Raw genomic sequence first — 25645 nt, 5'->3', positions numbered from 1 at the left:
CATGAAACGTCGCCAACTCATTCAGTCAGCAGTCAGCGCTGCACTTTTGCCTAGCCTTGTCCAGGCACAAGACAAATACCCCAGCAAACCCATTACGTGGGTCTGCCCCTATGCTGCTGGCGGCAACGCAGACTCACGCTCTCGCCAGGTGGCCAAGGCCATGAGTGCCATTTTGGGTCAACCCATCATCATCGACAACAAAGCAGGCGCTGGCGGCAACATCGGCACCGAAGTGATTGCGCGCGCCAAGCCCGATGGCTACACCATTGGCATGGGTAACTTTGCCCCTTTGGCTGTCAATCATGCCTTGTTCAAAAAGCTGAACTTTGATCCGGCTAACGACATTGTCCCCATCGGCTTGATTGAAAAAGGTCCCCTCATTTTGATGGTGCGCAACGACTCTCCCTACAAGTCGGTCAAAGACATCGTTGCAGCGGCTAAGGCTGCCCCAGGCAAATTAAGTTATGCCTCCGGTGGCATTGGTGGCTCTCACCATTTGAGCGGTGCACTTCTTGAAAATACCGCCGGCATTGATTTGATTCATGCGCCCTACAAAAGCGGCGCCGCAGGTGCTACTGATTTAATGGGGGGACAAGTTCAAATGATGTTTGAACAAATGTATTCGGCCATGCCAGCCATCAAAGGCGGCCGTTTGCGCGCTTTGGCCATCACCAGCAAAACCCGCTCACCTTTGCTACCTGATCTGCCCACCATGGCAGAACAAGGCTTTCCTGCTGTCGAGGTTCAAAACTGGCAAGGCTTGGTGGCACCCAAGGGCATCTCACCTGAACTGTTGAAGACCTTGAATGCGGCCTTGAACAAAGCCTTGCAAGACCCTGAGGTGAAAGAAAAGATCTTGAGCCAAGGAAACGAGATGGGCGGCGGTACGCCCGAACTGTTTGCCACTTTGATTAAGGCAGAAGCACCTCGCTGGGGCAAAGTGGTTCGAGACGCTAAGATTGAACCTGAATGAGTTGCTTCATCAGGGTATTCAAGCGAGTACCCTTGCGTGATAAATCCGTCACGATATTGAAGTGATTCAGACCCGGCAAAGCTTCACACACCGGCACCGTCTTGGGCCCCCAAGTTTGATGAATCAAGCGGTTGTGCCTTAAAAATTCGGCGCTCTCATCACCACCCGCCACGGTGTACAAGACACCTTTCTTGGGCCGTGGCCACATGGCCGGGCTAGCAATGCGCGCATGGTTGGCTGTGAGCTTCAAAGACTCTTGAAGGAAGGGTGTTTTGCGCAAAGGCGTAAGGTCATACAAACCTGAAATAGACAATGCTTTTTGAATCCATTGGGCTGGTATCGTTTTGTCGACGGCCTTCCAATCACAGGCCAAAAGCATGGCAGCCAAATGGCCACCGGCTGAATGACCGGCAACCACCACGTCTTTGGGATTGCCGCCAAATTTGGCAATGTTTTGCCAAACCCAAGCCAATGCGTGGGTCATTTGCATGGCAATGTCGGGAATGCTGACGGGCTCATTGGGTGTACCTGGACACAAGGCATAGTTAACCACCACCACACAAGCACCCATGTCATGCAACGGAGGCGCCACAAAAGAATGGTCTGATTTATCAAGGCTGCGCCAGTAGCCGCCATGAATGAACACCACCACAGGCGCATTGGCTTTGGTCGCAGGGAAAATATCCAAGGTTTCATTGGGACCATCGCCATAGGCAATGTCTAGCTGACAGGTCAAGTGGGCCCGCGCTGCTTTAGAGCCCTCGATCCAATTTGAAAAGTGATCGGCAAAATTAGGCACCAATGCACGGTTGTTGTACATGCTGTCATACCAAGCAGAATTTTTTGTCGCCATGATTTTCCTTTTTTAGATTTTCATTTCCAAACGCAACTGAACATTCTGCCAATTGCGCGCTGTGTTATTGCTTGCTTCTGAAATGCCATTGCCAATATACGTCGTGCCCGTTAAATAATCACGAGGGACCAAGTTGCTGATTGTTAATCGCAACGAGGTGGCAGGGCTAAATTTCCAAACACCATAAACGTCCAACACGCGTTTTGCGCCTTGGTAATTCCATTGTTGCAAGCTTCGTCGGGTGGTGTAGTCTGGATTGATGTTCATATTGCCACCGACTGTCAATGGCACAGCTCTGATGCGGTAATCGGCACCCAAGTTGGCCGTCATTTTAGGTTGTTGATCCAAGCGATTATTGGGCCCCAAAACATCCAGCACCTTCGAATTGAAAAAACTGAGATTGCTGCGCACATCGACAGGCAAGGCTTCAGACCACACCTGATTCAATGCAAACTTAGCTTCCAACTCCAAACCCTGCGTAATGGCATCACCTACGTTGGTTGGACTTGAAACAAAACGCCGTTGGCCAGGTGCCCACAAAGTATCGTAGCGCTCTGTAGTGACATAGCGAATCAAGTCGCTGATGTTGCGGCGAAACACATTCGCACTGAGAACGCCACCACCTGCCAAATATCTTTCGACAGCCAAATCGATGCCCACCGCCAATTCAGGCTTCAAGCCAGGATTGCTGATGCGGTCTGTGCGGGTTGGGCTATTGGCCTCTCGCGACAGTGCCGATTTGCCAACCAAATCGAACAAGGTGGGGGTTTTGTAACTTTTGGTCAAGCTCATGCGAACCTGATCACGGCCTTCTGGAATAGGCTTCCAAACGGCATGCAGCAAGGGGGTGAGTACAGCGCTCTTGTTGCTCCTCTGCCCTTCCTCGTTGTTGCCTTCGGTCAAGATACTTTCGTATCGAATGCCCGCATGGGCACTCCAATTGGGATTGATGCGCCACTCATCTTGGGTATAGGCTGCCCAGCGTTGTGTGCGTGCGCTCATGTTACCCACATCGTCCACCACTTCGGCGTTGGCCAATTCTGTCCGGCGCACACCTTCCAGTTCGACACCACTCACAAGTTGATGGCCACTGCCTAAAACTTGCGACAACTTGCCATTCCAAGATTGCGACAAGTCTCTGAAACTCTGAGACTCTTGAAGGGTGTTCAGCAAACCCGTGTTGGCGGCGGCTAATTGCGAGAATCTGTAGTTGTATTCAGATTGACCCAATCCAAATTTAAATTCAAAACGTGAATCTGCCGAGAAGCGCTGGTTCCACTGACCATTCAAGCGCGTCATGACAAACCGGCTGTTGTTGTTGGTGATGGCCGAGTCGGAGTTCAAAGCTTGAGACACGCCATTGACAGTTTTTGACTCCGTCATGTCAATCTGACCCAAACTGCTGAATTCAGAATAAACCATGAAAGGCATCAAGATCATGGTCCTGCCCTCTTCGCCCCGCCACATCAATCTGGCGTTGGCATTCAGGCCTTCTCGGCGCCCTAAATTGACCGTGTTTCTGATGCGATGAGACACCCATGCCGGCGTTTGCCCCATGGCGTCAACTTCGGTATCTACCTCGGCAGTATTGTCTTCAGGGCGCCATGCGTTCATGGCCGACACAGTCAGTGTGCCATTCAAAGGTTCTGACTTGAGGTTGTGCACCCAATTGACTGAATCAGAACGGTGACCATGCTCAAATGAACTGCCCACTTTCAAATCGTCTGGGTTGGCGCGAATGCCTTCTCTGAGCACAATGTTGATGGTGCCGGCGATGGCGCGTGCACCGGTTTCTGCCGTGGGCGCACGCAGAATTTCTACTTTTTCGACCATCTCGGGCGTGATGGACTCAATGGAAAATCCTGGCGGGACGCGTTGGCCATCCATCAAGATTTGGGTGTAACCGCCGCCCAAACCGCGCATCCGAATGGCGCCCCCTCTGCCTGGCGCGCCCCCAATGGTGACACCAGGCAAACGTTTGAGAACCTCTCCCAAAGTGCTGTCACCTTGCTTATCGAGTTCTTCACGGCCAATCACAATTTTGGCCGCTGTCGATTGGCGACGTACCTCAGTGTCGTTGTCTCTGTTGCTTTTGATTTCGACGCGCCCCATGTCTTGCACTGGGGCCGTTGTAGCAGGGGGTGCCGTTGGAGCGGGCGCAGTCTGTGACCATGCCAATGGCGAGATCAGAGAGACAGATGCCCAAAGAATGGATGGCTTCATGTTCATCCCCTCATTTTGACAGGGGAATGTCAAGCTTTGGTGAACTGCGCCAACTCACCCAACAATTGGTCGGGTTTAGCCAAAGGTTCAGCGAAATGTTCAGCGCAGGGCTTATTCGCCCGACTTGAAAAGCGCAGCTACTTTGCGTTTGGGCTTGATATTGGCAGACAGGCCTGGTCTAGAAGACACCGTTCTGGCGCTGGCCTCCCACGAAGCCGCGTTAGCTTGCTCTGCCGTGGGCGCCTCATAAGGCTTTTCAAAGAACGGATCTCTTGAAACCTGCGCCGGGCGGAAACTGCTTCTGCGATCGCGTGAATCATCTTCATCACGGCGACGCTCAAAACCACGCTCGGGCCGTCTTTCTTCGCGACGAGGCTCGCGGCGTTCGTCGCGTCGGCCATCATTGCTTTGCTCGCGTGAGCGATCGTCTTCCAAGGGGAAAACTTCCACTTGGAGTTTGTTTTTGATGAGCTTCTCAATGTCACCCACCAAGCGCATGTCGGAAGGCGACACCAAAGTGACGGCCAAACCAGAGGCCCCAGCACGGCCTGTGCGGCCAATGCGGTGCACATAGTCTTCGGCATTGAAGGGCACATCAAAGTTAAACACCGCAGGCACATCTTTGATGTCCAGGCCGCGCGCTGCCACATCGGTACAAACCAATAAATCGACTTCGCCTTGCTTGAAGGCCTCGAGTGCTTTCAGGCGCTCGTCTTGAGATTTGTCACCGTGCAAGGCGGCTGTTTTAAGACCTTCTCGCTCGAGGGATCGGGCCAAACGGCCACAGCCCAATTTGCTGTTCACAAAAATGAAGGCCTGCTTGATGCCACGTTGGTTGAGGACGGCTTTGACCACACGGCGCTTGTCATCGTCTTGGGCAGCGTAAAAACGTTGCTCCACGGTAGACGCTGTTTCGTTGGGGCGCGCTACTTCAATGGTGATGGGGTCTTGCAAGTAGCTGCCGGCCAAACGCTTGATTTCGGGCGAGAAAGTGGCCGAGAACAACAAGGTGGTGCGCTGCTTGGGCAAGAAGCTCAAGATGCGCTGCAGGTCTGGCAAGAAGCCAATGTCGAGCATGCGGTCGGCTTCGTCCAGCACCACATATTCCACTTGATTCAGCACCGCATTTTTGGCTTCGATGTGATCGAGCAAACGGCCTGGTGTGGCCACCAAAATCTCAACACCTTTTTTGAGCTCAATGGTTTGCGGCTTCATGTCCATGCCGCCAAACACCACAGCGCTGCGCATTTGGGTGTACTTGGCGTACAACTTAATTTGCTGCGCCACCTGATCGGCCAACTCGCGGGTGGGCAAAAGCACCAAGGCCCGCACAGGATGGCGCGCAGGCGAAGTGGAGGTGTTTTCGTGCTTGAGCAAGCGCTGCAGCAAAGGGAGTGAGAAGGCAGCGGTTTTGCCCGTGCCTGTTTGGGCAGCGCCCATCACGTCTTTGCCCGTCAAAACCACAGGGATGGCCTGGGCTTGGATGGGTGTCATGGATTCGTAGCCCATTTCGGCTACGGCTCGTGCCAGCGGTTCAGCCAGCGATAGATTTGAAAAAGAGGCGGTCATTAACCCGCTATTGTCGCACTTTAAGTCTTGGGCAATGTGACACCCACTTGACCTTGGTATTTTCCGCCCCGATCTTTGTAGCTGGTCTCGCAAACTTCGTCGCTTTCAAAGAACAAAACCTGGGCACAGCCCTCCCCTGCATAAATCTTGGCTGGCAGAGGGGTGGTGTTGCTAAATTCAAGGGTGACGTAGCCTTCCCACTCGGGCTCGAAGGGGGTGACGTTCACAATAATGCCGCACCGGGCATAGGTGCTTTTGCCCAAGCAAATGGTCAGGACATTGCGAGGAATACGAAAGTATTCCATTGTGCGCGCCAAGGCAAAACTGTTGGGCGGAATGACGCAAACATCCGATTGAATATCGACAAAGCTCTTTTCGTCAAAATTCTTGGGGTCGACCACCGTGCTGTAGATGTTGGTAAAGACTTTGAACTCGGGCGCACATCGGATGTCATAGCCATAACTGCTGGTGCCATAGCTGACAATCTTCTCGCCTGCGGCGTTTTGACGCACTTGGCCTGGCTCGAAAGGCTCAATCATGCCGTGCTCTTCAGCCATACGGCGAATCCATTTGTCGCTTTTGATGCTCATCGCTCAGTTTCTCCAACAGTCTTTGAATTCAAGCGCTCATTGTAGAGGCTGGATTCAGGGTTTGACTTTGCCCACCACGCCTGCTGCAGCAAAGTTCATGTTCAAAATTTGAACATCGCTCAGTCTTTGACCCGCCGGTAAAACCGGCTTGCCTTCGTTATCTTCGATAGGGCCTTGAAATGGATGGCGCTTGCCGGCCACCATGTCTTTTTGAATTTGCATCATTTCTGTGCGCACTGAGGGCAAGAGTTTGGGGCCAAAGTCACCCACCTTGATCATGCCCTCCTTCAAGCCGCCCCAAACTGTAGAGGTTTGCCACTGCCCCTTTTGAAGGGCTCTCACACGCTGCGTGTAGTAATCGCCCCAGTTGTGGGTAATGGCCATCAATTGGGCATCCGGTGCCACCTGGCGCATATCGGAGTGATAGGCAATGGCCATCTTGCCGCGCTCTTGGGCAGCCACCATGACAGCATTGGTTGCCGAGTGAAAGGTAATGACATCAGCGTCTTGGTTAAACAGCGTCATGGCTGAATCGCGCTCTTTGGCGGGGTCAAACCAAGCGTTCAGCCAAATCACTTTGACTTGTGCTTTGGGGTTGACGGAACGCATACCCAAGGTAAAGGCATTCAGACCTTGCAGAACTTCGGGAATGGGAAAGCCCGCCACATAGCCTGCCACATTGGTTTGGGTCATTCTGCCAGCGGCAATGCCGGCCAAATACCGGCCTTCGTAATAGCGCGCATTGGCCACAGAAACATTGACATCCGTTTTGTAGCCCGTGATGGATTCGAACTTCACCTTGGGAAATTCTTTGGCTACTTTGAGCGTGGGCTCCATGTAGCCAAAACTGGTTGTGAAAATGATGTCGTGCCCTTGCTGCGCCAAATCACGTACCACACGCTCAGCGTCTGCACCTTCAGCCACGTTTTCAACGACGGTGGTTTTGACTTGCGCACCCAAAGACTTTTCAACAGCTTTGCGGCCCTGGTCGTGCTGATGCGTCCATCCCATGTCGAAAACAGGGGTGACATAAACAAAAGCAGCTTTGGTGGGAGTTTTGGCAGGTGCAGCGGGCTTAGAAGGCTCGACTGGCTGCGCTACAACGGAAGAAAATAAACAAGCGGCCACAAGCGTAGCAGCGAGGTTTTTATACATGGTAGTCCTCTACATGGCACCGGAATTGTGAAATTTAAACATCCGCCGGTACGCAGATGTATGGGTTGTATTCTAAAGCAGGTGTATAAAGATATTTTTTCAGTCAAAGATGTTTGTCATGCGTCCAATTCGAATTCCGTTCATCTGCTTGGCTTTGTTGATGCCAACTTGGGGTCAAACCCAAACTGCCGTGGTCAACACTGCCAATTCAAACAACACGGCCATCAGACTTGCAGGCATGCAAGCTCTGACCACCGTTGAAGGGATTTCAGAGTTTCGCTTGCCCAATGGCTTGCGTGTTTTGTTGGCGCCAGACGCCTCCAAGCCCACAACCACCGTCAACATCACTTATTTGGTCGGCAGTCGCCACGAAAATTATGGTGAAACTGGCATGGCACATTTGCTTGAACACTTGGTTTTCAAAGGCACGCCAGCCCGCGGCAACATCATGCAGGAGTTGGGTAAGCGGGGCATGGATTTCAATGGCACCACTTTTTACGACAGAACCAATTACTACGAAACTTTTCCAGCCAATCCAGAAAATCTTCAGTGGGCCCTGGAAATGGAAGCCGATCGAATGATCAACAGCTTCATTGCTCGCAATGATTTAGACACCGAGTTTTCTGTGGTGCGCAATGAAATGGAGAGTGGCGAAAACAACCCCTTCATGGCCTTGTGGCAACGCATGGCCTCAACGGCATTCGATTGGCACAACTACGGCAAGAGCACCATTGGCGCCAGAACCGATGTTGAGAATGTCAAGATTGAAAACCTTCAAAACTTCTATCGCAAGTACTACCAGCCCGACAACGCTGTGCTGTTGGTCGCTGGCAAATTTGATCCAGCCACTACCTTGGCTTTGATTCAAAAAGTTTTTGGTGCCATTCCCAAACCTGCACGCGTCTTGCAGCCCACCTACACCCAGGACCCTGCTCAGGATGGCACCCGCGAAGTCACCGTCAGAAGATCGGGCGACACCCAACTGACTGCCGTTCTGTATCACACTGCTGCAGGCAGCCACCCCGATGCTGCAGCCATGGCCGCCTTGAGCGATGTATTGGCTGGTACGCCCAACGGTCGACTTCACAAAAAATTGGTCGAGAACAAATTAGCGATCAACGTCAACCCTTGGGGATTTGACTTGGCCGAGCGAGGCTACTTGGTCGTGATGGCCGAATTGAATAAAACACAAAGTTTGGCAGAAGCTCGCAAAGTATTGCTAGAAGAAATTGAAGGTCTGCAAAAGAGCCCAGTAACCGAAGCTGAATTGAAGCGCGCCAAAGCCAGCCTGTTGAGCGAGATAGACAAAACCATCAACAACCCACAGAAATTGGCGGTTCAATTGTCAGAGTCCATTGCCAATGGCGATTGGCGTTTGTTTTTCTTGCACCGCGATCGCATCGAAAACTTGAAGGTGTCGGATCTGCAAAACGTGGGTTTGAATTATTTCAAGGAAAGCAATCGCACCTTGGGTCAATTTATTCCAACCCCCACACCCGATCGAAGCAAATTACCCGAAGCCATTGATGTTGCCAAACTGGTGGCAGATTACAAAGGCAAAGCGGCTGCCAGCGAAGGCGAAGTATTTGACACTTCACCGGCCAACATTGAAAAACGCACGCAACGTTTGGCCCTTGCCAGCGGCATGAAGCTCATATTGACGCCCAAGAAAACACGTGGCGAAACCGTCAGTGGCAATTTCACTTTGCGATTTGGCGACGAGTCATCTTTGTTAAACCAAGCCGCCACCGCCAACCTGACGGCCAGCTTGTTGATGCGCGGCGCAGGCAACTTGCAGCGGTCAGAAATTTCGGCCAAGTTAGACGAACTGAAAACCCGCATTGAAGTCATGGGTGGTGGACAAACCGTGACAGTGCGTTTCGACACCTTGAGAAAAAATTTACCCGAAGTTCTCAACTTAATCAGCGACATCTTGCGCAAACCCGCCTTGGCTGCCAAAGAATTTGAATTGCTGGTTCAAGAAAGCACAGCGGCACTTGAAAGCCAGAGAAGTGAGCCCAATGCCATGGGATCGCAAGCCATGTCCTTGGCCCTCGATGTTTACAAAAAAGGCGACATTCGCGCTGCACGCAGTTTGGATGAGTCCATTGCAGCCCTCAAAGCCACCAAGATCGATCAGGTCAAACAATTCCACAGCAACTTCTACGGCGCCAACCACAGTGAATTTGCATTGGTGGGCGAATTCGACAGGGAAGCCATCAAGACGCAAATCACCCAATTGTTTGGTGATTGGAAAAGTCAAAAAAATTACACACGCCTAAAAGCTGAGACGAAAAAAATCAATGCCAAAGTCGTTCAGCTTGAAGCACCCGACAAAGCCAATGCCTTCTTCTTGGCTGGACTGCCCTTGGCCTTGCAAGACACGCAGCCTGACTACATTCCCTTGATGCTGGCCAATCGGGTCTTGGGCGGCGGCGTCAAGTCACGTTTATTTGATCGTTTGCGTCAAAAAGACGGCATCAGCTATGGTGCAGGTAGCCAACTCAGCGCCAGCCCGTTTGATCCCTCGGGCATGTGGGTGTTGTATGCCATCTATGCGCCCCAAAACCTAGGCAAACTCAAGGCAAGCATTCAAGAAGAATTGACTCAATTTGTCAAAGAAGGCCTGAGCGCAGAAGAACTGGCCGACGCCAAAAAGTCAATCCTTGAAGAGCGCAAAATTGGCCGGGCCCAAGACAACGAGTTGGCTGCAGGCCTTGTAGCGCAGGCCCTTACCAATCGCACCATGGCCTACACCGAAAAAATGGATGCGCAGATTGAGGCCACTTCCCTTGCAGAAGTGAATGCGGCCATTCGCAAAGCATTAGATCCTGCCAAGTTTCTGTATGTCTATGCAGGCGACTTTGTGGCCGCTGCCAAAAAATAATTGAAGGCCACAAAAAAGCCGGGCTTCTTTCGAAGCCCGGCTTTTGACTTTCTGATGCTCGAAGATCAGTTAGGCACTTTGCCTTCAACGCCCTTCACATAGAACTTGATACCACCCAAGAACTTGTCGTCAGCGACAGCATCTTTGGCCAAGATTTCTTTGCCATCTTGTCCAACGATAGGACCTTTCCAAATCACAAAGCTACCGTCTTTCAGGCCGGCTTTGATTTCGTCTACCTTTTTCTTGGTGTCTTCTGGCACATCGGCAGCGACAGACACCATGTCAATGGCACCTTCTTTGACGCCCCACCAGCTTTGGCCAGTTGACCACTTGCCTTCGAGCGCTTCACCCACTGCTTTTTTGTAGTACGGTGCCCAGTTGATGATGGCAGAACCCAAGTGCGCCTTGGGGCCGTAGGCTGTCATGTCGGAGTCCCAACCAAAAGCGCGCTTGCCCATTTTTTCGGCTGTTTGCAAAACGGCAGAAGAGTCTGTGTTTTGCATCAAGACGTCGGCACCACCATTGATCAAAGCTGTCGCTGCTTCTGTCTCTTTCGGTGGATTGAACCACTCGTTGACCCAAACCACTTTGGTTTTGATTTTGGGATTGACAGACTGAGCACCCAAAGTGAAGGTGTTGATGTTGCGAATCACTTCTGGAATTGGTATGGAGGCCACCACGCCCAATGTGTTGGACTTGGTCATCTTGCCTGCGATCACGCCGGCCATGTAAGCGCCTTCATAGGTGCGGCTGTCGTAAGTGCGCATGTTGTCGGCTGTTTTGTAACCCGTTGCATGCTCGAATTTGATTTCTTTGTTGTCGGCAGCCACCTTCAACATGGGGTCCATGTAGCCAAAGGTGGTTCCAAAAATAAGTTTGTTGCCTTGGCTGGCAAAGTCACGAAACACGCGTTCTGCGTCGGCGCTTTCTGGCACCTTCTCGACAAAGCTGGTGACGATCTTGTCGCCAAACTCTTGCTCAACGGCCTTGCGAGCGTTGTCATGTGCAAATGTCCAACCACCATCACCGACGGGGCCCACATAAGCAAAAGCCACCTTGAGGGGCTCGGCCTTGGGTGCAGCAGCTGCTGGCTTGGCTTCTTCTTTCTTGCCACAGGCCACCAGGGCGGCTGCAGCAACCAATGAAATGGCGGCGACTTTGAGAACCGATCGCTTGTTCAGAACTGTCATGAAAATTCCTTTATGGATGAACAGGATTGCACGAAAAAAAACATTATGAACTGGGATGAAAAGGTTTGCCAAGCGACGCAGGCATGTTGACCTTGATCCAAACAGGATTTCGCGAGATTAAAGCCAAAACCACAATGGTCGCGATATAAGGCATTGCCGAAAGCAACTGGCTGGGCACTTGAACACCCAAGCCTTGTAAATGGAATTGCAGCATGGTGACCCCACCAAACAAATAGGCCCCGAGCAATATGCGCGCTGGCCGCCAAGTTGCAAAGGTGGTCAGTGCCAGCGCAATCCAGCCCTTGCCCGCCACCATGCCTTCAACCCATAGCGGCGTGTAGGACACAGATATATAGGCACCGGCAAGGCCACACAAAGCGCCACCAGCAATGACCGCATAAAGCCGGATTCGGCGGACAGGGTAGCCCAGTGCATGCGCCGATTCTGGGGATTCACCCACCGACCTCAGCACCAAGCCGCTGCGCGTTTTGTAAAGGAACCAAATTAAGGCAAACACAAAAGCAATCACGCCGTACACCAGCGGATGCTGTTTGAACAAGGCGGGGCCCATCAAAGGAATGTCAGCGAAAAATGGAATTTCAAAAGACGGTCTAGGGGGGAGCTTTTCTTGGACATAGCCAATGCCCACAAAGGCAGAAAATCCAACGCCAAACAAACTCAGGGCCAAACCGGTGGCGTACTGATTGGTGCTGAGGTAGATGACCAAAACGCCAAATATTGCAGCCAATACGGCGCCCGCTGCCATGCCAGCCAAAAAGCCCAAGGCGTCACTGCCCGTATGCACCACAGCCGAAAAGCCAGCAATGGCTGCACACAGCATCATGCCCTCGGCGCCCAAGTTAACGATGCCGGCCTTTTCATTGATGAGCAAACCCATGGCCGCAATGGCCAGCACCGTGCCTGCGTTGAGGGTGGCAGCAATGAGTAGTGCGTAAGATTCCATCAGACTCTCCTGCCCTGCCAGCGCAAACGATAGGCCACCAAGGTGTCGCAAGCCAACAAGGAAAACAGCAGCAAGCCCTGAAACACGCCCGTGATGGATTTGGGCAAGCCCATGCGCGATTGCGCCAATTCACCGCCAATGTAAAACATGCTCATTAGCACGGCAGAGAACAGCATGCCGACGGGGTGCAATCGGCCAACATAGGCCACGATGATGGCGGCAAAACCATACCCTGCCGGTACATAAGGCGTCAACTGACCCAAGGGGCCCGCCACTTCCAATGCGCCGGCCAGTCCAGCAGCGCCGCCAGACACCATGAGCGCAGTCCACAAAGCCTTGCGCGATGAGAAACCAGCGTATCTGGCAGCAGCAGGCGCCAGCCCCCCCACCTGCTGTGCAAAACCCGCGCGGGTTCGGAACAAGAAAATCCAAACAGCGACCACACCCAACAAGGCCAATATCAAGCCAGCGCTGACGCGTGAGCCGCTCATCAATCGGGGAATTTGCGCCACGGCTTCAAATGTTTTGGATTGAGGAAAGTTGTAGCCTGCTGGGTCTTTCCAGGGGCCGTAAACCAAATAGCCCAGCACCATGTCAGCCACATAGACCAACATCAAGCTGACCAAAATTTCGTTGGCATGAAATCTGTCTTTGAGCCATGCCACCAAACCGGCCCAACACATGCCACCCAAGATACCCGCCAACACAACGGCCACCACAATCCAACGACCAGTGTCTTTGTCGGCCATCAAAGCCACCCCCGTGGCGGCAACTGCACCCATGACAAACTGCCCCTCGGCGCCAATGTTCCAAACATTGGAGCGGTAGGCCACAGCCAAACCCAGCGCGATGATCAACAATGGCGTGGCCTTGACCATGAGTTCGCCCAACGCATAGGCAGACTTCAGGGGTTCCCAAAAAAACATTTGCAAGCCACGCATTGGATCTTTGCCTAGCAAAACAAAGAGTCCAATGCCCAAGAAAACCGTGATGGCCAAAGCCAAGAGAGGCGATGCGTATCGCCAAACTTCAGAGGGTTGTGGGCGCAGTTCAAGCTTGAGCATGTGATTCCCAAAGCCCACTCATCCACTCGCCAATTTGAGCCACTGTGGCATCTTTTCTATCGATGGAAGGCGACAACTTGCCGTTGGCCATGACGTACATGCGATCACAAATTTCAAACAACTCGTCGAGCTCTTCGCTGACGACCAACACCGCACAACCCGCATCACGCAAGGCCAGCAACTCACCTCTAATTTGGGCCGCTGCGCCCACATCAACACCCCAAGTGGGTTGCGACACCAACAAGACTTTGGGTTGAGCGTCTATCTCACGGCCAACAATGAATTTTTGCAAATTGCCACCGGACAAAGATTGGGCTGCGGCATTGACGCCATTGGCTTTGACTTTGAATTGATCAATGACTTTTTGAGCTTGAACTTGCAAAACCTTTGTCTCAATCCAACCATTGGTTGCAATGGCTTCTGACCGCGTTAACAACATGTTTTGCGCCAAACTTAAGGAGGGCACAGCACCGCGACCCAGTCTTTCTTCGGGCACAAAATGCAAACCTGCATCACGTCTGTCTCTGGCATCCCATTGGCCAACGTCTTGTTGCAAGAGTTGAATGGCTTTTGAAGGTGCACGAATATCTTCACCCGACAGCGCATAAAGCAGCTCACGTTGGCCATTGCCAGAAACACCCGCAATGCCCACCACTTCACCCGCACGCACTTGCAAATGAATGTCTTGAAGGTCGACGCCAAATTGATCTTCTTTGGCCAGTGTTAAACCCACAGCCTCAAACAAAACTTCGCCAGGTGTTCTTTCTTGATGTCGCAAGGCTGGCGGCTCTGCGCCAATCATCAATCGACTGAGCGATGCATTGGATTCTTCACGAGGATCGCATACACCCGTCACTTCACCGCCACGAAGCACTGTACAGGCTGTGCAAAGCTCTCTGATTTCATGCAGTTTGTGGCTGATGTACAGCAAACTGCAACCTTCACTGACCAGCTGTTTCAAGACGACAAAAAGTTTTTCAACCGCTTGGGGGGTCAACACAGAGGTGGGCTCGTCCAAGATGAGCAATTTGGGCTCAGAGAGCAAGGCGCGAATAATTTCGACGCGCTGCATTTCACCCACACTGAGGGTGTGGACTGGCCGAGAAGGATCAATGTCCAAACCGTACTCGGTGGCTTTGCGTTGAATGCGTTTCGTCACTTCACTGAGCTGCAGTGACTTGTCCAAGCCTAGCCAAACATTTTCGGCAACGCTTAAGGTGTCAAACAAGCTGAAGTGCTGAAACACCATGCTGATGCCGAGGGCTCGGGCTTGCTGAGGGTTTCGAATTTGGACGGGTTGTCCGTTGAAATGAATATCACCCTCATCTGGCTTGACGGCGCCATAAATGATTTTCATCAGGGTGGATTTGCCAGCACCGTTCTCGCCCAAAATGGCGTGCGCTTCGCCAGGACGAACTGTCAGCGACACCGAGCGATTGGCCACCACACCGGGGTAACGCTTGGTGATTTGAGAGAGTTGGAGTCTGGCAGGCTCTTGGGGGTGCATGGAAATTTTTGAGTTCGATAAATTCTATCGAGCTTTCAGACCCTCGCCCCACCCATTTGAATTAATTCAGCTTAAATTCCTGCCAAGGATTGCAGGCCCGTCAAATCGAGCAAGTTTAAAACCCGGCCCCCGCCGCTGATGAGTTTGCGATCTCGCAAGTGCTTAAGAACCCTAGAGAAAGTTTCTGGGGCAATGCCCAATTGGGCTGCAATCAGCCTTTTTCTATCGCGCAAGATCACGGCCAGGCTGCCCTGCGCGTCGGCGGGCTCGGCGTGCCGAAGCAACCACTCGGCAAACCGCGCATCGGCATCTTTGGCCAAGCGGCTGACCGCCACTTCAATTTGTTGCCTTTGAGCCTTGGCCAAGTCCAGCATCAAGGTATGAACTGGCTCTGGCAAGTTTTTAAGCTGACTTTTAAATTGGGCCAAAGGCATGGCCCGCAAAGTGACTTCAGTTTCGGCCATGGCATCGACTGCGTGCGGCAAGCCCAACATGGCGGCCGCTGTTTCCAACCAAAAAGGGCCCTCAACCACGCCCAGCTGGTGGACCAAAATGCCCTCCTCAATCACCCCAAAAGCGACACGTCCACTCAGGAGGTGGATGGCTTTGTTGGCAATTTGTCCACGCCGAAGCAATACGGTGCCATAGGGCACTTGCTCGGAAGCGGATGACGCATTTGAAAGGACACGATTCAGCATGCCCCCAAATTTGCCAGAGGCTGGCCTGTTCGGCGTTGACGCAAATCAATGATTTGTCACAACACCAAAATAGCGCGGAAATCGTTCACATTGGTATGCGTTGGGCCGGAGAAAACCAAATCATTCAAAGCTTGAAAATAGCCATAGGCATCGTTGCATGCCAAGTGTTCATCCAAGCTGAGCCCGGCCGTGCGGCCCCTTTGCAAGGTGTCGGGCGTTACCAAGGCCCCCGCGTTGTCTTCCATGCCATCGATGCCATCGGTATCAGCCGCCAAAGCCCAGACGCTGTCTTGCCCTTGTAAGGCAAGCGCCAACCCCATGCAGAATTCGCCGGCTCGGCCGCCACGACCTTCTCTAGATTGAGCGCCCGACTTTGACTTGCTAGACTGAACCGTGACGGTGGTCTCACCGCCACTCAAAATGACGCAAGGTTTGACAAAAGGCCCCATCCCTTTGGCGCTGGCGCGGGCCAAGGCGGCATGAACTTTACCGACCTCTCTGGACTCGCCCTCTAGCTCATCACTCAAGATATAAGCACGCAAACCTTTGGACTCTGCCAATGCCGCAGCGGCTTGCAAGGATTGCGTGGGCGTGGCAATCAAGTGCACTTCGTTGTTGCTAAAAAGAGCGTGGCCCGGCTTGGGGGTTTCAAAAGTCGCTTGCTGTAAAGCTTCTAAAACCTTCTGAGAAACCTCGATCTTGTAGCGTTGCAGAATATCCATAGCGTCCGCACACGTTGTGGGATCGGGCACGGTGGGGCCACTTGCAATGATGGATGGGTCGTCGCCAGGCACATCGCTGATGGTTAAAGTAACCACCCGCGCAGGTGCGCAAGCCGCTGCCAAACGGCCTCCTTTGATGCGCGACAAATGCTTGCGCACGCAATTCATTTCACTGATATTGGCGCCGCTTTTGAGCAAGGCTTGGTTGATGGCTTGTTTTTCAGCCAGGCTCAAGCCTTCTGCTGGCAGGGTCAGTAGCGCGGAGCCGCCCCCAGAGATCAGGCACAGGACCAAATCATCGGCCTTTAAGCCTTGCGTGAGATGGAGAATTTCTTCGGCGGCAGCCAGACCCGCAGCGTCGGGCACAGGATGAGAAGCCTCGACCACTTTCAATCGCTCAGGCACACCCGCCGGCCGTTCGGGGGTATGTCCATAACGCGTCACCACCATGCCAGACAAAGGCGCTTCCTTGGGCCAGAGTGCTTCAACGGCATGCGCCATGGCACCAGCGGCCTTGCCAGCGCCCAGAACCAAAGTGCGACCCTTTGGCACAGCGGGTAAAAAAGCAGCGGTGTTGTCGATGGGCAAGGCCCGCTTGACGGCAGCATCAAACAATTGCCTCAAAAAAATGCGCGGGTTGTTTTGAATATCGGAATGCAAATGGCTAGAGGTCGTCATGGGGTCAGAGTGTAGTGTCTGGCCTGCGCACAATCAAATTCTTCATGCAAAATCATGCCCATGACGACCCTGTTAATTCAAAACGCTCACACCATTGCCACACTGAACGATGCGGGTGATGAACTCAAAAACGCCTCCATTTTTGTGCGCAACAACTGCATAGAGGCCATTGGCCCTGCGCATACTTTGCCAAGCACAGCCGACCGCGTCATCAACGCTCAGCACCACGTGGTCATTCCGGGCATGGTCAACACCCACCATCACATGTCGCAAAGTTTGACGCGCGCCATTCCAGGGGTTCAAAACGCCGAACTTTTTAGCTGGCTCAAAGGCTTGTATCCCATCTGGGCGGACCTACAGCCCGACATGGTCTATGCCAGTACCCAAACGGCCATGGCCGAATTGTTGTTGTCCGGGTGTACCACCAGCAGCGACCATTTGTACATCTACCCCAATGGCGTTAAGTTAGACGATTGCATTCATGCCGCGCGCGAAATTGGCATGCGCTTTGTGGCCACACGCGGCAGCATGAGCGTTGGTCAATCCAAAGGCGGTTTGCCACCCGATCGCGTGGTCGAGCAAGAAGACGCTATTTTGAAAGACACACAGCGTCTGATTACGCAGTTTCACGATGCATCCCATGGCGCCATGACGCAAGTGGCAGTGGCCCCCTGCTCGCCCTTCAGTGTCAGCCAAGACTTGATGCGCCTCTCGGCTGAAATGGCGCGTCACTATGGCGTGCGATTGCACACGCATCTTGCAGAAAACGACCATGACATTGCCTACAGCCTCGAAAAATTCAAGCGCACCCCCACGCAATATGCCGAAGATTTAGGCTGGCTGGGTGACGATGTGTGGCACGCGCACTGCGTCAAATTAGACGACGAAGGCATCTCCTTGTTTGCCGCCACACGCACAGGCATTGCGCACTGCCCTTGCAGCAACATGCGTTTGGCCAGCGGCATTGCGCCCATTCGAAAAATGATTGAGGCGGGTGTGCCGGTTGGCCTTGGCGTCGATGGCAGCGCCAGCAACGACGCTGCCCACATGGTCAATGAAGCACGTCAAGCCATGCTGTTGGCACGGCTGCGCAAATCACTGGAAGGACCGCAAGTCACGGCGGAGGGTCGCACTGTTTTTGGCTGCGACACTGCGCCGATGGAGATGACAGCCCGAGACGCTTTGCGCTTGGCAACACGCGGCGGTGCAGAAGTACTGGGCCGAAAAGATATCGGCCAACTGAGCGTGGGCTATTGTGCCGACATGGCCTTGTTTGACTTACGCAGCTTGAGCTTTGCAGGCGGCGCAGTGCATGACGCCATTGGCAGTCTCATGTTGTGTTCTAGCGCGCCGGCCAGTTACACCGTTGTGAATGGCCGTGTGGTGGTTAGCGAAGGCCAATTGGCCACACTCGATTTAGGCCGCGTGATTGAACGTCACAACCAGTTTGCGCTGCAACTGGCCATGGGTCACTGAACCGACCAGGCGTTCAATCTAATTTGGCGCCCGTTTGGTACCAGCGTGTAATCAGATTGCGCTCTTCTTCGGTAATGCCGGTTGCGTTGTTCATGGGCATCTGCCTGGTCACACTCACCTGCTGGTAAATGTTTTGCGCATGTATCTGTATGCCTTCTTTTTGATCAAGTCGAACATTTTTCATTTGGACTTGTTCACCATGGCAACTTAGGCAGCGTTGATCAATGACAGCCTTCACTTCTGAAAACGCAACAGGCTGAGTGCTTGCCACGTTGGTGGGCACCTTGCTTGTACCAGAGCCCCAAGGCGCCATGGCCAAGATGGCTCCCACAATAAGGACCACACCCACAGCAGCAAAAGGCCAAGGATTGGCGGCACGCCCCAAGTGATAACCATGGCGTTGCACAAAGAACTGACGAATCAAAGCACCCGCAAACATCATGACAAACAAGATCAGCCAACGCTGTGGATGTGTGTACAAAAAGCTGTAGTGGTTGCTCAGCATGGCAAAGATCACGGGCAAGGTGAAGTACGTGTTGTGCACGCTTCTTTGCTTGCCGCGTTTGCCATGAATGGCCAAGGACATGGCATCGTATTTTTCGCCGGAGGTCATGGCCGCCACCACTTTGCGTTGACCCGGAATGATCCACATAAACACGTTGGCACTCATGGCGGTGGCAATCATGGCGCCCACCAATAGAAACGCTGCTCTGCCGGCAAACAACTGGCATGCCAACCAAGAGGCAAATGCCACGACACACAGCATCAGTGCGGCCACGATGAGTTCACCGTTTTTGCGGAATCCAAACACCCGACAAACGGCGTCGTAAATAAACCAAAAAGCCACCAAGAAACCCAAGGCAGCAGAAATGGCTGCCGCGGGCGACCAATCCATCAGCGATTTGTCGATGAGGTAGGTGCCGGCGTTCCACAAATACGAAACCGTGAAAAGCGCAAAGCCTGTGAGCCACGACGAGTAGCTCTCCCAATAAAACCAATGCAACTTGGTGTGAATTTTCTTGGGCGCCACCATGTACTTTTGCGGGTTGTAAAAACCACCGCCGTGGACCGCCCACATGGCACCATCAACACCCTTCTCGAGCAAGTCAGGCGAGTTGGGCTTGAGCAAATTGTTGTCTAAGAACACGAAGTAAAAAGACGAACCAATCCAAGCAATCACGGTAATCACATGGACCCACCGCAACAGCAAGTTAGCCCAATCCAGCAAATAAGATTCCATGTCACATTTCCAAAATTGTTTACCGAAGTGTATACAATTTTAAGCTTGCAACAGCTGCGCCGCAACAGCCACTGCAATCACTTCAGGCTCTTTGCCCGAAATACCGGGTACGCCGATGGGGCAAGTCACTTGTTGGCATTCGGCCTCCGAGAAGCCTCTCTCTGCCAATCGCCGCTTAAAAGTCGCCCATTTGGTGGCGCTGCCAATCAAGCCGACAAAAGGTAAATCTTGGCGCTGACGATTGCGCAATAGACAAGCCGCCACGATGTCCAAATCTTCTGCGTGACTGAAACTCATGATGAGCACCCGGCTGTTGGGGGCCAAATCTGCCACGGCGGCTTGCACGGGGTTGGAGTGCTCACAAACCACTTGCGCAGGCACAGAAGTTGGAAAAATCTCATCGCGACTGTCAATCCATCTGACTTGAAACGGCAGAGGCGCTAGGACATTGATGAGGGCCTTGCCCACATGGCCACCGCCAAACAACGCCAGTGGCATGAACCGCTCAGCCGTTTGCGCATCAAGAATTTCAAGGAGGCGATTTGAATCTGCTGAGGAGACCGCTTCAAATTGCAAAACCAAAGCCCCGCCACAACATTGGCCCAAACTGGGGCCCAATGCAAATCGTTTTTCTTTGGGCAGGCCTGCTAAATCTGGCGCAGATTTCAAACACTTGCGAGCCTCGGCGATGGCTTCAAACTCCAAATGCCCACCACCGATGGTGCCAAAAAAAGTACCTTCAAAGACAGCCATGACTGTGCCAGCACCTCTGGGTACGGAACCATGAGCTTGCAAAACCGTGATCCAAATGGCAGGGCCTTTGGCTAATTGATCAACAAATGGAATCTTCCAATGCACTTATTTAGCTTTCAATCGATATCTGTTCAAACCACACTGTACAGTGCCAAAATGCCACCCATGGTTTGGAAGGTTTTTAAAAAATGACCCCCTTTGACAAGCAACACCCTGTCAATCGCATTGCGCTAGCCCAAACAGGGAGGCTCTTCAGCTTAGTGGCTTGCCTCTCCGCACTGTGGCTCTCAGGTTGCAGCACGCCGCCGGCTTCGCCACCAGTTCAGCCCGCCCCTGTTAAAGCCCCCGTACCCTTGGCCAAGCCTGTGGAAACACCCAAACCCCAGCTACCCACATCCAACGCACGGACACCCCAAGAATACAGAGTCGATGCAGCCAAGCATCTTTACAAACTCAACGGCGAACGTATTTTCAAAGGTCGCTTACCGCCCATGCTCTACGCTGTGGGCGTGTTGGATGTGGAGGTCGACAGGCAAGGACAAGTCACTCGGACTTATTGGGTCAGAGCGCCAGGCCACGCACCCGAGGTGATGAAGGAAATTGAAAATACCGTGCGAAAGGCCGCGCCGTACCCCGTTCCTGCTCGCATGAACAAAGTCGTTTATTCAGACGTATGGCTCTGGCACAGCAGTGGCAGGTTTCAGCTCGATACCCTCACAGAAGGTCAAGACTAAAACCGCCATCAAGCGCGCTTAGACAGCGGCTTTTGCCTTTTCGCAAGTCATCAAAATCTTTTCTGGCGTGGCAGGGGCGCTCATGTGAACCACCGTTTTGTGGTCGGCACTGGCACTGACGGCATCACGCAAGGCAAAGAAGGTTGACAAGGCCAACATCAAAGGTGGCTCGCCCACAGCTTTGGAGTTAAAGGGTGTGGGCTTCAAGTTGCTGCCATCAAACAGCGTCACATTGAAGTGCTCTGGAATGTCGCCCGCCACTGGAATTTTGTAAGTGCTGGGGCCATGTGTCAGGAACTTGCCCTTCTTGTCCCAAATGCACTCTTCCATGGTGAGCCAGCCCATGCCTTGCACGTAGCCGCCTTCAATTTGGCCTTTGTCGATGGCGGGGTTGATGCTCTTACCTGCGTCGTGAACGATGTCGACGGCCTTGATCCAATACTCACCTGTGCGCGTGTCAATTTCAACTTCACTCACGGATGCGCCGTAGCAGTAGTAATAGAAAGCATGACCCGTCAGAGTGGCAAAGTCGTACTTAATTTCGGGCGTCATGTAGAAGCCTGTGACAGACAAACCCACGCGGTCCATCCAAGCTTGCTTGGCCACAGCGGTCCATTCAACAGACTTGCCGCCGCCATGCGCCATGTTGTTGGCAAAGCTCACTTCGGTGTCTTTGCAACCCAACATATTGGCCGCAACAGGCGCCAAGCGTGCACGCATTTGCGCCGTGGCATTCATGATGGCTGCACCGTTAATGTCGGCACCGCTAGAAGCTGATGTCGCAGAAGCGTTAGGCACCTTCTGTGTGTCAGTGCCCGTCACGCGAACGTATTTGATGTCAATACCCAAACCATCGGCACACACCTGAGCCATCTTGGTGTTGAGGCCCTGGCCCATTTCGGTACCGCCATGGTTACAACTGACTGAGCCGTCCATGTAAATGTTGAGCAACGCACCGCCCTGGTTCAACATGGTGGCTGTAAAGCTGATACCAAACTTCAAAGGCACCAAAGCCAAGCCACGCTTGCGGCGCTTATTGACTTTATTGAACGCATTGACGCTGTCGCGGCGTTCACGGTACTTGGCTTCGGATGCCACTTGGTCAATGACCTTGTCGCCTACCCAGTCGGCAATGGTTTGACCATATTGCGTCACCATGGTGGCAGGGTTGCCAGAGACTGCTGGGTCTTTGTAGATGTTGAGCAAGCGCACATCCAAAGGATCTTTGCCGATGTCATTGGCAATTTCTTCAATGACGGTTTCGATGCCAAACATACCCTGCGGGCCGCCAAAGCCACGGAACGCGGTAGCGCTTTGCGTATTGGTTTTGCAGCGGTGGCTGATGAGTTTGAGGTTAGGAATGTAGTAGCAGTTGTCGATGTGCAAACAAGCACGGTCATTCACCGGACCTGAATAGTCGATGCTGTAACCGCAGCGCGACATCAGCGTGATGTCGGCACCCAAGATACGGCCTTCGTCGTCGTAACCCACTTCGTAATCGATGCGGAAGTCGTGACGCTTGCCCGTGATCATCATGTCGTCGTCGCGGTTGACGCGCAGCTTGACGGGGCGTTGTAATTTGAAAGCGGCCAGTGCGGCGCTCTGACTGAAAATGCTGGCGTTGCCTTCTTTGCCGCCAAAGCCACCGCCCATGCGGCGGCAAATCACTTCCACGTCATTGGTGCTGAGGTTCAATGCGGAAGCGGCTTCACGCTGGTTGCCATCAGGGTGCTGCGTAGAACAATACAAAGTGAGTTGGCCATCTTCACGCGGCACGGCGTAAGTAATTTGGCCTTCCATGTAAAACTGTTCTTGCTGACCCGTTTCGGTGCTGCCCTTCACTTTGCGAGGCGCTTTGGCAATGGCTTCTGAAGCATTGCCACGTGTAATGCCTTTGGCAGGCATGACAAAACTTTGCGCTGCCATGGCTTCGTCAATGGTCAAAATAGGCTTGAGCTCTTTGACCAACACTTTGGCGTTGTGCGCAGCTTCGCGGGCATACAACATTTCGCGCGCCACCACCACGGCCACGGCTTGACCCAAAAACTCAACTTTGCCAACGGCCAAGAAAGGATCGTCGTGAACGATAGGGCCGCAATTGTTTTCGCCAGGAATATCTTTGGCGGTGTAAACAGCCACCACGCCATGTGCATTCAAAATGGCGTCGCGGTCAATACCGTCGCCAATCAGTTCGCCATGGGCCACCGGTGACTTGATGATGGCGGCATACAAGGTGCCTGCCAACTCGGGCATGTCATCTGTAAATGTTGCGCCACCTGTGACATGCAAGTGCGCAGATTCATGAATGACATCGGTGCCTTGTTGCAAACCGGTTGCAGGCAATAAATTGTGCAAAGAAATAGGCGCGTTCATTTAAGCCACCTCCGCAGTTGTTTGAGTTTGTTGTTCAATGAAATCGATCACCAAGTTGCGAGCCACCAAAGAGCGGTAGGCCCAAGTGGCGCGCAAACCATCGCGTGCCACAAAGCTGGCGGCAATGGCGGCATCCAAGTCTGATTCTTTGACATCTGCTGGCGCTTTGCCTTCCAACACCGCTTCCAATTTGGGAGCGCGGCAAGGTGATGGTGCCAAGCCGTTGTAGGCCAACTTGACGTTGCTGAGCTTGCCGCCCTTCAAGGTGTATGTGATAGCCGCACACGTGGCAGAAATATCTTGTTCAAAACGCTTGCTGACTTTGTGCGCGCGGAACACTTGGCCCGCTTGAGGCTTGGGCAAGACCACGGCTTCAATGAATTCGCCCGCTTGCAACACAGTTTGTTTTTGACCTGTGTAGAACTGATCCAAAGACACCGTACGTGTTTTGTCGCCACGGCGCAAAGTGAGTGTGGTGCCCAGGGCCATGAGGCAAGGCATCGAGTCGCCGATGGGGGAACCATTGGCAATGTTGCCGGCCAAAGTGGCGGTAGAACGAATGGGGGGGGAGCCAAAACGGCGAAGCACTTCGGCAAAGTCTGGATAAGCCTTGGCCACCAAGCCTTCCACTTCTGTGAGCGACACCACGGCACCAATGTGCCAAGCTTGCGGTGTGTCTTTGACTTGTTTGAGTTCGGTCACGTTGCCCAAATAAACAATGTGATCGGGGCGTGAGAATTGTTTGTTGACCTGCAAGCCCACTTCGGTGCTACCCGCCAGCAAAGTGGATGTAGGGTGCTTGACCAAATAGTCGGCCACTTCGGCCAAGGTAGCAGGTGATACAAACTCGTTGCCTTTGCGCGTGCGAACCACGGGCTGAACAATGATGTCGCCTTCTAAGTTGACCGTGGGCGTAGAGGCGCGTTGAATTTCTTTGAGCAAAGGCACGTCGGCTGAATCGTCCAACTTCAGAGCAGCTTTGTTGCCACAAGCCTGAGAAGCCGCATCCAAAATAGGCGCATAACCTGTGCAACGGCAAAGGTTGCCACTGAGTGCATCACTCACTTCTTGGCGCTTGGGGCTAGGGTTGACTTGAACCAAATTGACCAAGCTCATGACAATGCCTGGCGTACAGAAACCGCACTGCGAGCCGTGGCAATCGACCATGGCTTTTTGCACAGGGTGCAAAGTACCATCGGCTTTTTTCAAGCTCTCGACTGTCTTGATCGACTTGCCATCGAGCGAAGGCAACAATTGAATACAGCTATTGACTGCTTTGTAATCGACGCCTTGGCCGTTGGCATTCAAATCGCCCACCATGACCACACAGGCGCCGCAATCACCTTCCGCACATCCCTCCTTGGTGCCTGTACGGTGCAATTTCTCGCGCAGGTAATCTAAAACGGTGGTGGTGCGGCGTACGCCTTGGGCTTCGACGATTTGGCCGTCAAGCACAAAACGGACTGTATTGGTCACTTGGCTCATGATGGGGAATTGCTTTGGGTTTAATTCGAACAAAGGTCGATTTTATTGATTTCGCCCTATGTCGGGGCGAAATGGCGCAGAAATAAATCTAAATTCAGGAGCCTCGGTAGGTCGAGTAACTCCAAGGGCTGACCAATAGCGGCACGTGATAGTGCTGCGTGATGTCGGCGACCCCAAAATCGAGGGCGACTTGGTTCAAAAAGGAGGGTTCTGGCAAGGCAACCCCCTTGGCTTTGAAATACCCAGCCACATCAAAAACAAGCCGGTAAGTGCCCTTCAGCAAACTGGCGTTGTCGTACAAAGGGCCCTCTGGATTGCGGCCATCTGTATTCAATTGGAAGGTTTTGACCAAGGTGGCAAATTGACCTTCGGTGGTGTAGAGGCTGACCTGCATGCCAGCAGCGGGACAACCATGCATGGTGTCCAAAACGTGTGTACTCAAACCCATTTTCAATTTTCCTTAAATTTGTCGACTGAAAGTGTATACACTTTTGGCTTTTGAAGCTATCAT

Annotated in this window: 20 protein-coding genes; 4 read left to right on the top strand and 16 right to left on the bottom strand. The window is 52.9% G+C overall.

All coding sequences use genetic code 11. The features are described from left to right. Window position 1: 1 nt before the first annotated feature. A complete protein-coding gene (locus tag AMM03_RS09325; RefSeq protein ID WP_090130918.1) occupies window positions 2-973 on the top strand; it encodes a Bug family tripartite tricarboxylate transporter substrate binding protein in 972 nt (323 codons plus the stop codon). On the opposite strand, the gene AMM03_RS09320 is transcribed toward AMM03_RS09325, so the two are convergent. The 5 genes from AMM03_RS09320 to AMM03_RS09300 all read right to left on the bottom strand — a co-directional run bounded on the left by AMM03_RS09320 (window position 954) and on the right by AMM03_RS09300 (window position 7363). Continuing rightward, window positions 954-1826 (bottom strand): alpha/beta hydrolase, encoded by an 873-nt coding sequence (locus AMM03_RS09320; RefSeq protein WP_090130916.1) that lies wholly within the window; start codon window positions 1824-1826, stop codon window positions 954-956. The two genes, AMM03_RS09325 and AMM03_RS09320, sit on opposite strands and share 20 nt — an antisense overlap. Window positions 1827-1838: 12 nt before the next feature. After that, window positions 1839-4049, bottom strand: a complete 2211-nt coding sequence (locus AMM03_RS09315) for a TonB-dependent receptor plug domain-containing protein (protein ID WP_228764642.1) — start codon at window positions 4047-4049, stop codon at window positions 1839-1841. A gap of 111 nt (window positions 4050-4160) precedes the next feature. Continuing rightward, on the bottom strand, window positions 4161-5618 hold the full coding sequence (locus tag AMM03_RS09310) for a DEAD/DEAH box helicase (protein ID WP_090130912.1): 1458 nt from the start codon (window positions 5616-5618) through the stop codon (window positions 4161-4163). A gap of 20 nt (window positions 5619-5638) precedes the next feature. Continuing rightward, a complete protein-coding gene (gene dcd, locus AMM03_RS09305; protein ID WP_090130910.1) occupies window positions 5639-6208 on the bottom strand; it encodes a dCTP deaminase in 570 nt (189 codons plus the stop codon). A gap of 54 nt (window positions 6209-6262) precedes the next feature. Continuing rightward, window positions 6263-7363 carry a BMP family ABC transporter substrate-binding protein gene (locus AMM03_RS09300; RefSeq protein ID WP_090130908.1) on the bottom strand — a complete coding sequence of 367 codons (1101 nt, stop codon included), beginning with the start codon at window positions 7361-7363 and terminating at the stop codon, window positions 6263-6265. Between the two features lie 118 nt (window positions 7364-7481). Here AMM03_RS09300 and AMM03_RS09295 point away from each other — a divergent pair, with 118 nt between their 5' ends. Beyond that, window positions 7482-10250: a M16 family metallopeptidase gene (locus tag AMM03_RS09295; RefSeq protein ID WP_194942845.1), complete on the top strand. Its 2769-nt coding sequence runs from the start codon at window positions 7482-7484 to the stop codon at window positions 10248-10250. A 65-nt stretch (window positions 10251-10315) separates the two neighbouring features. Here the strand turns inward: AMM03_RS09295 and AMM03_RS09290 are convergent, their stop codons facing one another. From AMM03_RS09290 to AMM03_RS09265, 6 genes are all read right to left on the bottom strand, one after another. Continuing rightward, complete coding sequence (locus tag AMM03_RS09290) at window positions 10316-11440, bottom strand: BMP family ABC transporter substrate-binding protein (RefSeq protein WP_090130904.1); 1125 nt, start codon at window positions 11438-11440, stop codon at window positions 10316-10318. A gap of 43 nt (window positions 11441-11483) precedes the next feature. Further along, window positions 11484-12404: an ABC transporter permease gene (locus AMM03_RS09285; RefSeq protein WP_090130903.1), complete on the bottom strand. Its 921-nt coding sequence runs from the start codon at window positions 12402-12404 to the stop codon at window positions 11484-11486. Then, on the bottom strand, window positions 12404-13468 hold the full coding sequence (locus AMM03_RS09280; RefSeq protein WP_090130901.1) for an ABC transporter permease: 1065 nt from the start codon (window positions 13466-13468) through the stop codon (window positions 12404-12406). Before AMM03_RS09280 ends, AMM03_RS09285 begins: the two co-directional genes overlap by 1 nt. Then, on the bottom strand, window positions 13455-14975 hold the full coding sequence (locus AMM03_RS09275) for an ABC transporter ATP-binding protein (protein ID WP_090130900.1): 1521 nt from the start codon (window positions 14973-14975) through the stop codon (window positions 13455-13457). The genes AMM03_RS09280 and AMM03_RS09275 overlap by 14 nt, the downstream gene beginning before the upstream one ends. 71 nt (window positions 14976-15046) lie before the next feature. Beyond that, window positions 15047-15673, bottom strand: coding sequence for a Crp/Fnr family transcriptional regulator (locus tag AMM03_RS09270; RefSeq protein ID WP_090130897.1), 627 nt, complete (start codon window positions 15671-15673; stop codon window positions 15047-15049). 56 nt (window positions 15674-15729) lie between these two features. Then, complete coding sequence (locus tag AMM03_RS09265; RefSeq protein WP_090130895.1) at window positions 15730-17073, bottom strand: glycerate kinase type-2 family protein; 1344 nt, start codon at window positions 17071-17073, stop codon at window positions 15730-15732. A gap of 60 nt (window positions 17074-17133) precedes the next feature. On the opposite strand from AMM03_RS09265, the gene AMM03_RS09260 reads away from it, so the two are divergent. Further along, the gene (locus AMM03_RS09260; RefSeq protein ID WP_090131531.1) at window positions 17134-18549 is read left to right on the top strand and encodes an 8-oxoguanine deaminase; all 1416 of its coding nucleotides are present in this window, start codon (window positions 17134-17136) and stop codon (window positions 18547-18549) included. A 13-nt stretch (window positions 18550-18562) separates the two neighbouring features. Here the strand turns inward: AMM03_RS09260 and AMM03_RS09255 are convergent, their stop codons facing one another. Together AMM03_RS09255 and xdhC are read right to left on the bottom strand one after the other, a co-directional pair. Further along, on the bottom strand, window positions 18563-19789 hold the full coding sequence (locus AMM03_RS09255) for a urate hydroxylase PuuD (protein ID WP_090130892.1): 1227 nt from the start codon (window positions 19787-19789) through the stop codon (window positions 18563-18565). 39 nt (window positions 19790-19828) lie between these two features. Next, window positions 19829-20647 (bottom strand): xanthine dehydrogenase accessory protein XdhC, encoded by an 819-nt coding sequence (gene xdhC / locus AMM03_RS09250; RefSeq protein ID WP_090130890.1) that lies wholly within the window; start codon window positions 20645-20647, stop codon window positions 19829-19831. A gap of 83 nt (window positions 20648-20730) precedes the next feature. On the opposite strand from xdhC, the gene AMM03_RS09245 reads away from it, so the two are divergent. Continuing rightward, a complete protein-coding gene (locus AMM03_RS09245; protein ID WP_228764641.1) occupies window positions 20731-21276 on the top strand; it encodes a YajG family lipoprotein in 546 nt (181 codons plus the stop codon). Between the two features lie 18 nt (window positions 21277-21294). Here AMM03_RS09245 and xdhB read toward each other — a convergent pair whose 3' ends face one another. From xdhB to uraH, 3 genes are all read right to left on the bottom strand, one after another. Further along, window positions 21295-23649 carry a xanthine dehydrogenase molybdopterin binding subunit gene (xdhB, locus tag AMM03_RS09240; protein WP_090130888.1) on the bottom strand — a complete coding sequence of 785 codons (2355 nt, stop codon included), beginning with the start codon at window positions 23647-23649 and terminating at the stop codon, window positions 21295-21297. Continuing rightward, the gene (xdhA, locus tag AMM03_RS09235) at window positions 23650-25134 is read right to left on the bottom strand and encodes a xanthine dehydrogenase small subunit (protein ID WP_090130886.1); all 1485 of its coding nucleotides are present in this window, start codon (window positions 25132-25134) and stop codon (window positions 23650-23652) included. It abuts the gene before it with no gap. A 94-nt stretch (window positions 25135-25228) separates the two neighbouring features. Further along, complete coding sequence (uraH, locus tag AMM03_RS09230) at window positions 25229-25582, bottom strand: hydroxyisourate hydrolase (protein ID WP_090130884.1); 354 nt, start codon at window positions 25580-25582, stop codon at window positions 25229-25231. Between the last annotated feature and the right edge of the window lie 63 nt (window positions 25583-25645).

Source organism: Limnohabitans sp. Rim11 (assembly GCF_001269365.1).
Taxonomy (GTDB): Bacteria; Pseudomonadota; Gammaproteobacteria; order Burkholderiales; family Burkholderiaceae_C; genus Limnohabitans_A.
Note: the sequence above shows the minus strand (reverse complement) of the source record. Positions and strands in the feature narration are given on the sequence as shown.

Excerpts from the sequence above, each read along its gene's own strand:
- AMM03_RS09260 (WP_090131531.1), top strand. The coding sequence starts at position 17,134 with ATGACGACCCTGTTAATTCAAAACGCTCACACCATTGCCACACTGAAC.
- AMM03_RS09270 (WP_090130897.1), bottom strand. The coding sequence starts at position 15,673 with ATGCTGAATCGTGTCCTTTCAAATGCGTCATCCGCTTCCGAGCAAGTG.
- AMM03_RS09285 (WP_090130903.1), bottom strand. The coding sequence starts at position 12,404 with ATGGAATCTTACGCACTACTCATTGCTGCCACCCTCAACGCAGGCACG.
- AMM03_RS09265 (WP_090130895.1), bottom strand. The coding sequence starts at position 17,073 with ATGACGACCTCTAGCCATTTGCATTCCGATATTCAAAACAACCCGCGC.
- AMM03_RS09315 (WP_228764642.1), bottom strand. The coding sequence starts at position 4,049 with ATGAAGCCATCCATTCTTTGGGCATCTGTCTCTCTGATCTCGCCATTG.
- AMM03_RS09245 (WP_228764641.1), top strand. The coding sequence starts at position 20,731 with ATGACCCCCTTTGACAAGCAACACCCTGTCAATCGCATTGCGCTAGCC.
- AMM03_RS09310 (WP_090130912.1), bottom strand. The coding sequence starts at position 5,618 with ATGACCGCCTCTTTTTCAAATCTATCGCTGGCTGAACCGCTGGCACGA.
- xdhA (WP_090130886.1), bottom strand. The coding sequence starts at position 25,134 with ATGAGCCAAGTGACCAATACAGTCCGTTTTGTGCTTGACGGCCAAATC.
- AMM03_RS09290 (WP_090130904.1), bottom strand. The coding sequence starts at position 11,440 with ATGACAGTTCTGAACAAGCGATCGGTTCTCAAAGTCGCCGCCATTTCA.
- dcd (WP_090130910.1), bottom strand. The coding sequence starts at position 6,208 with ATGAGCATCAAAAGCGACAAATGGATTCGCCGTATGGCTGAAGAGCAC.
- uraH (WP_090130884.1), bottom strand. The coding sequence starts at position 25,582 with ATGGGTTTGAGTACACACGTTTTGGACACCATGCATGGTTGTCCCGCT.
- AMM03_RS09280 (WP_090130901.1), bottom strand. The coding sequence starts at position 13,468 with ATGCTCAAGCTTGAACTGCGCCCACAACCCTCTGAAGTTTGGCGATAC.
- AMM03_RS09320 (WP_090130916.1), bottom strand. The coding sequence starts at position 1,826 with ATGGCGACAAAAAATTCTGCTTGGTATGACAGCATGTACAACAACCGT.
- AMM03_RS09255 (WP_090130892.1), bottom strand. The coding sequence starts at position 19,789 with ATGGAATCTTATTTGCTGGATTGGGCTAACTTGCTGTTGCGGTGGGTC.
- xdhB (WP_090130888.1), bottom strand. The coding sequence starts at position 23,649 with ATGAACGCGCCTATTTCTTTGCACAATTTATTGCCTGCAACCGGTTTG.
- AMM03_RS09275 (WP_090130900.1), bottom strand. The coding sequence starts at position 14,975 with ATGCACCCCCAAGAGCCTGCCAGACTCCAACTCTCTCAAATCACCAAG.
- AMM03_RS09325 (WP_090130918.1), top strand. The coding sequence starts at position 2 with ATGAAACGTCGCCAACTCATTCAGTCAGCAGTCAGCGCTGCACTTTTG.
- AMM03_RS09300 (WP_090130908.1), bottom strand. The coding sequence starts at position 7,363 with ATGTATAAAAACCTCGCTGCTACGCTTGTGGCCGCTTGTTTATTTTCT.
- AMM03_RS09295 (WP_194942845.1), top strand. The coding sequence starts at position 7,482 with ATGCGTCCAATTCGAATTCCGTTCATCTGCTTGGCTTTGTTGATGCCA.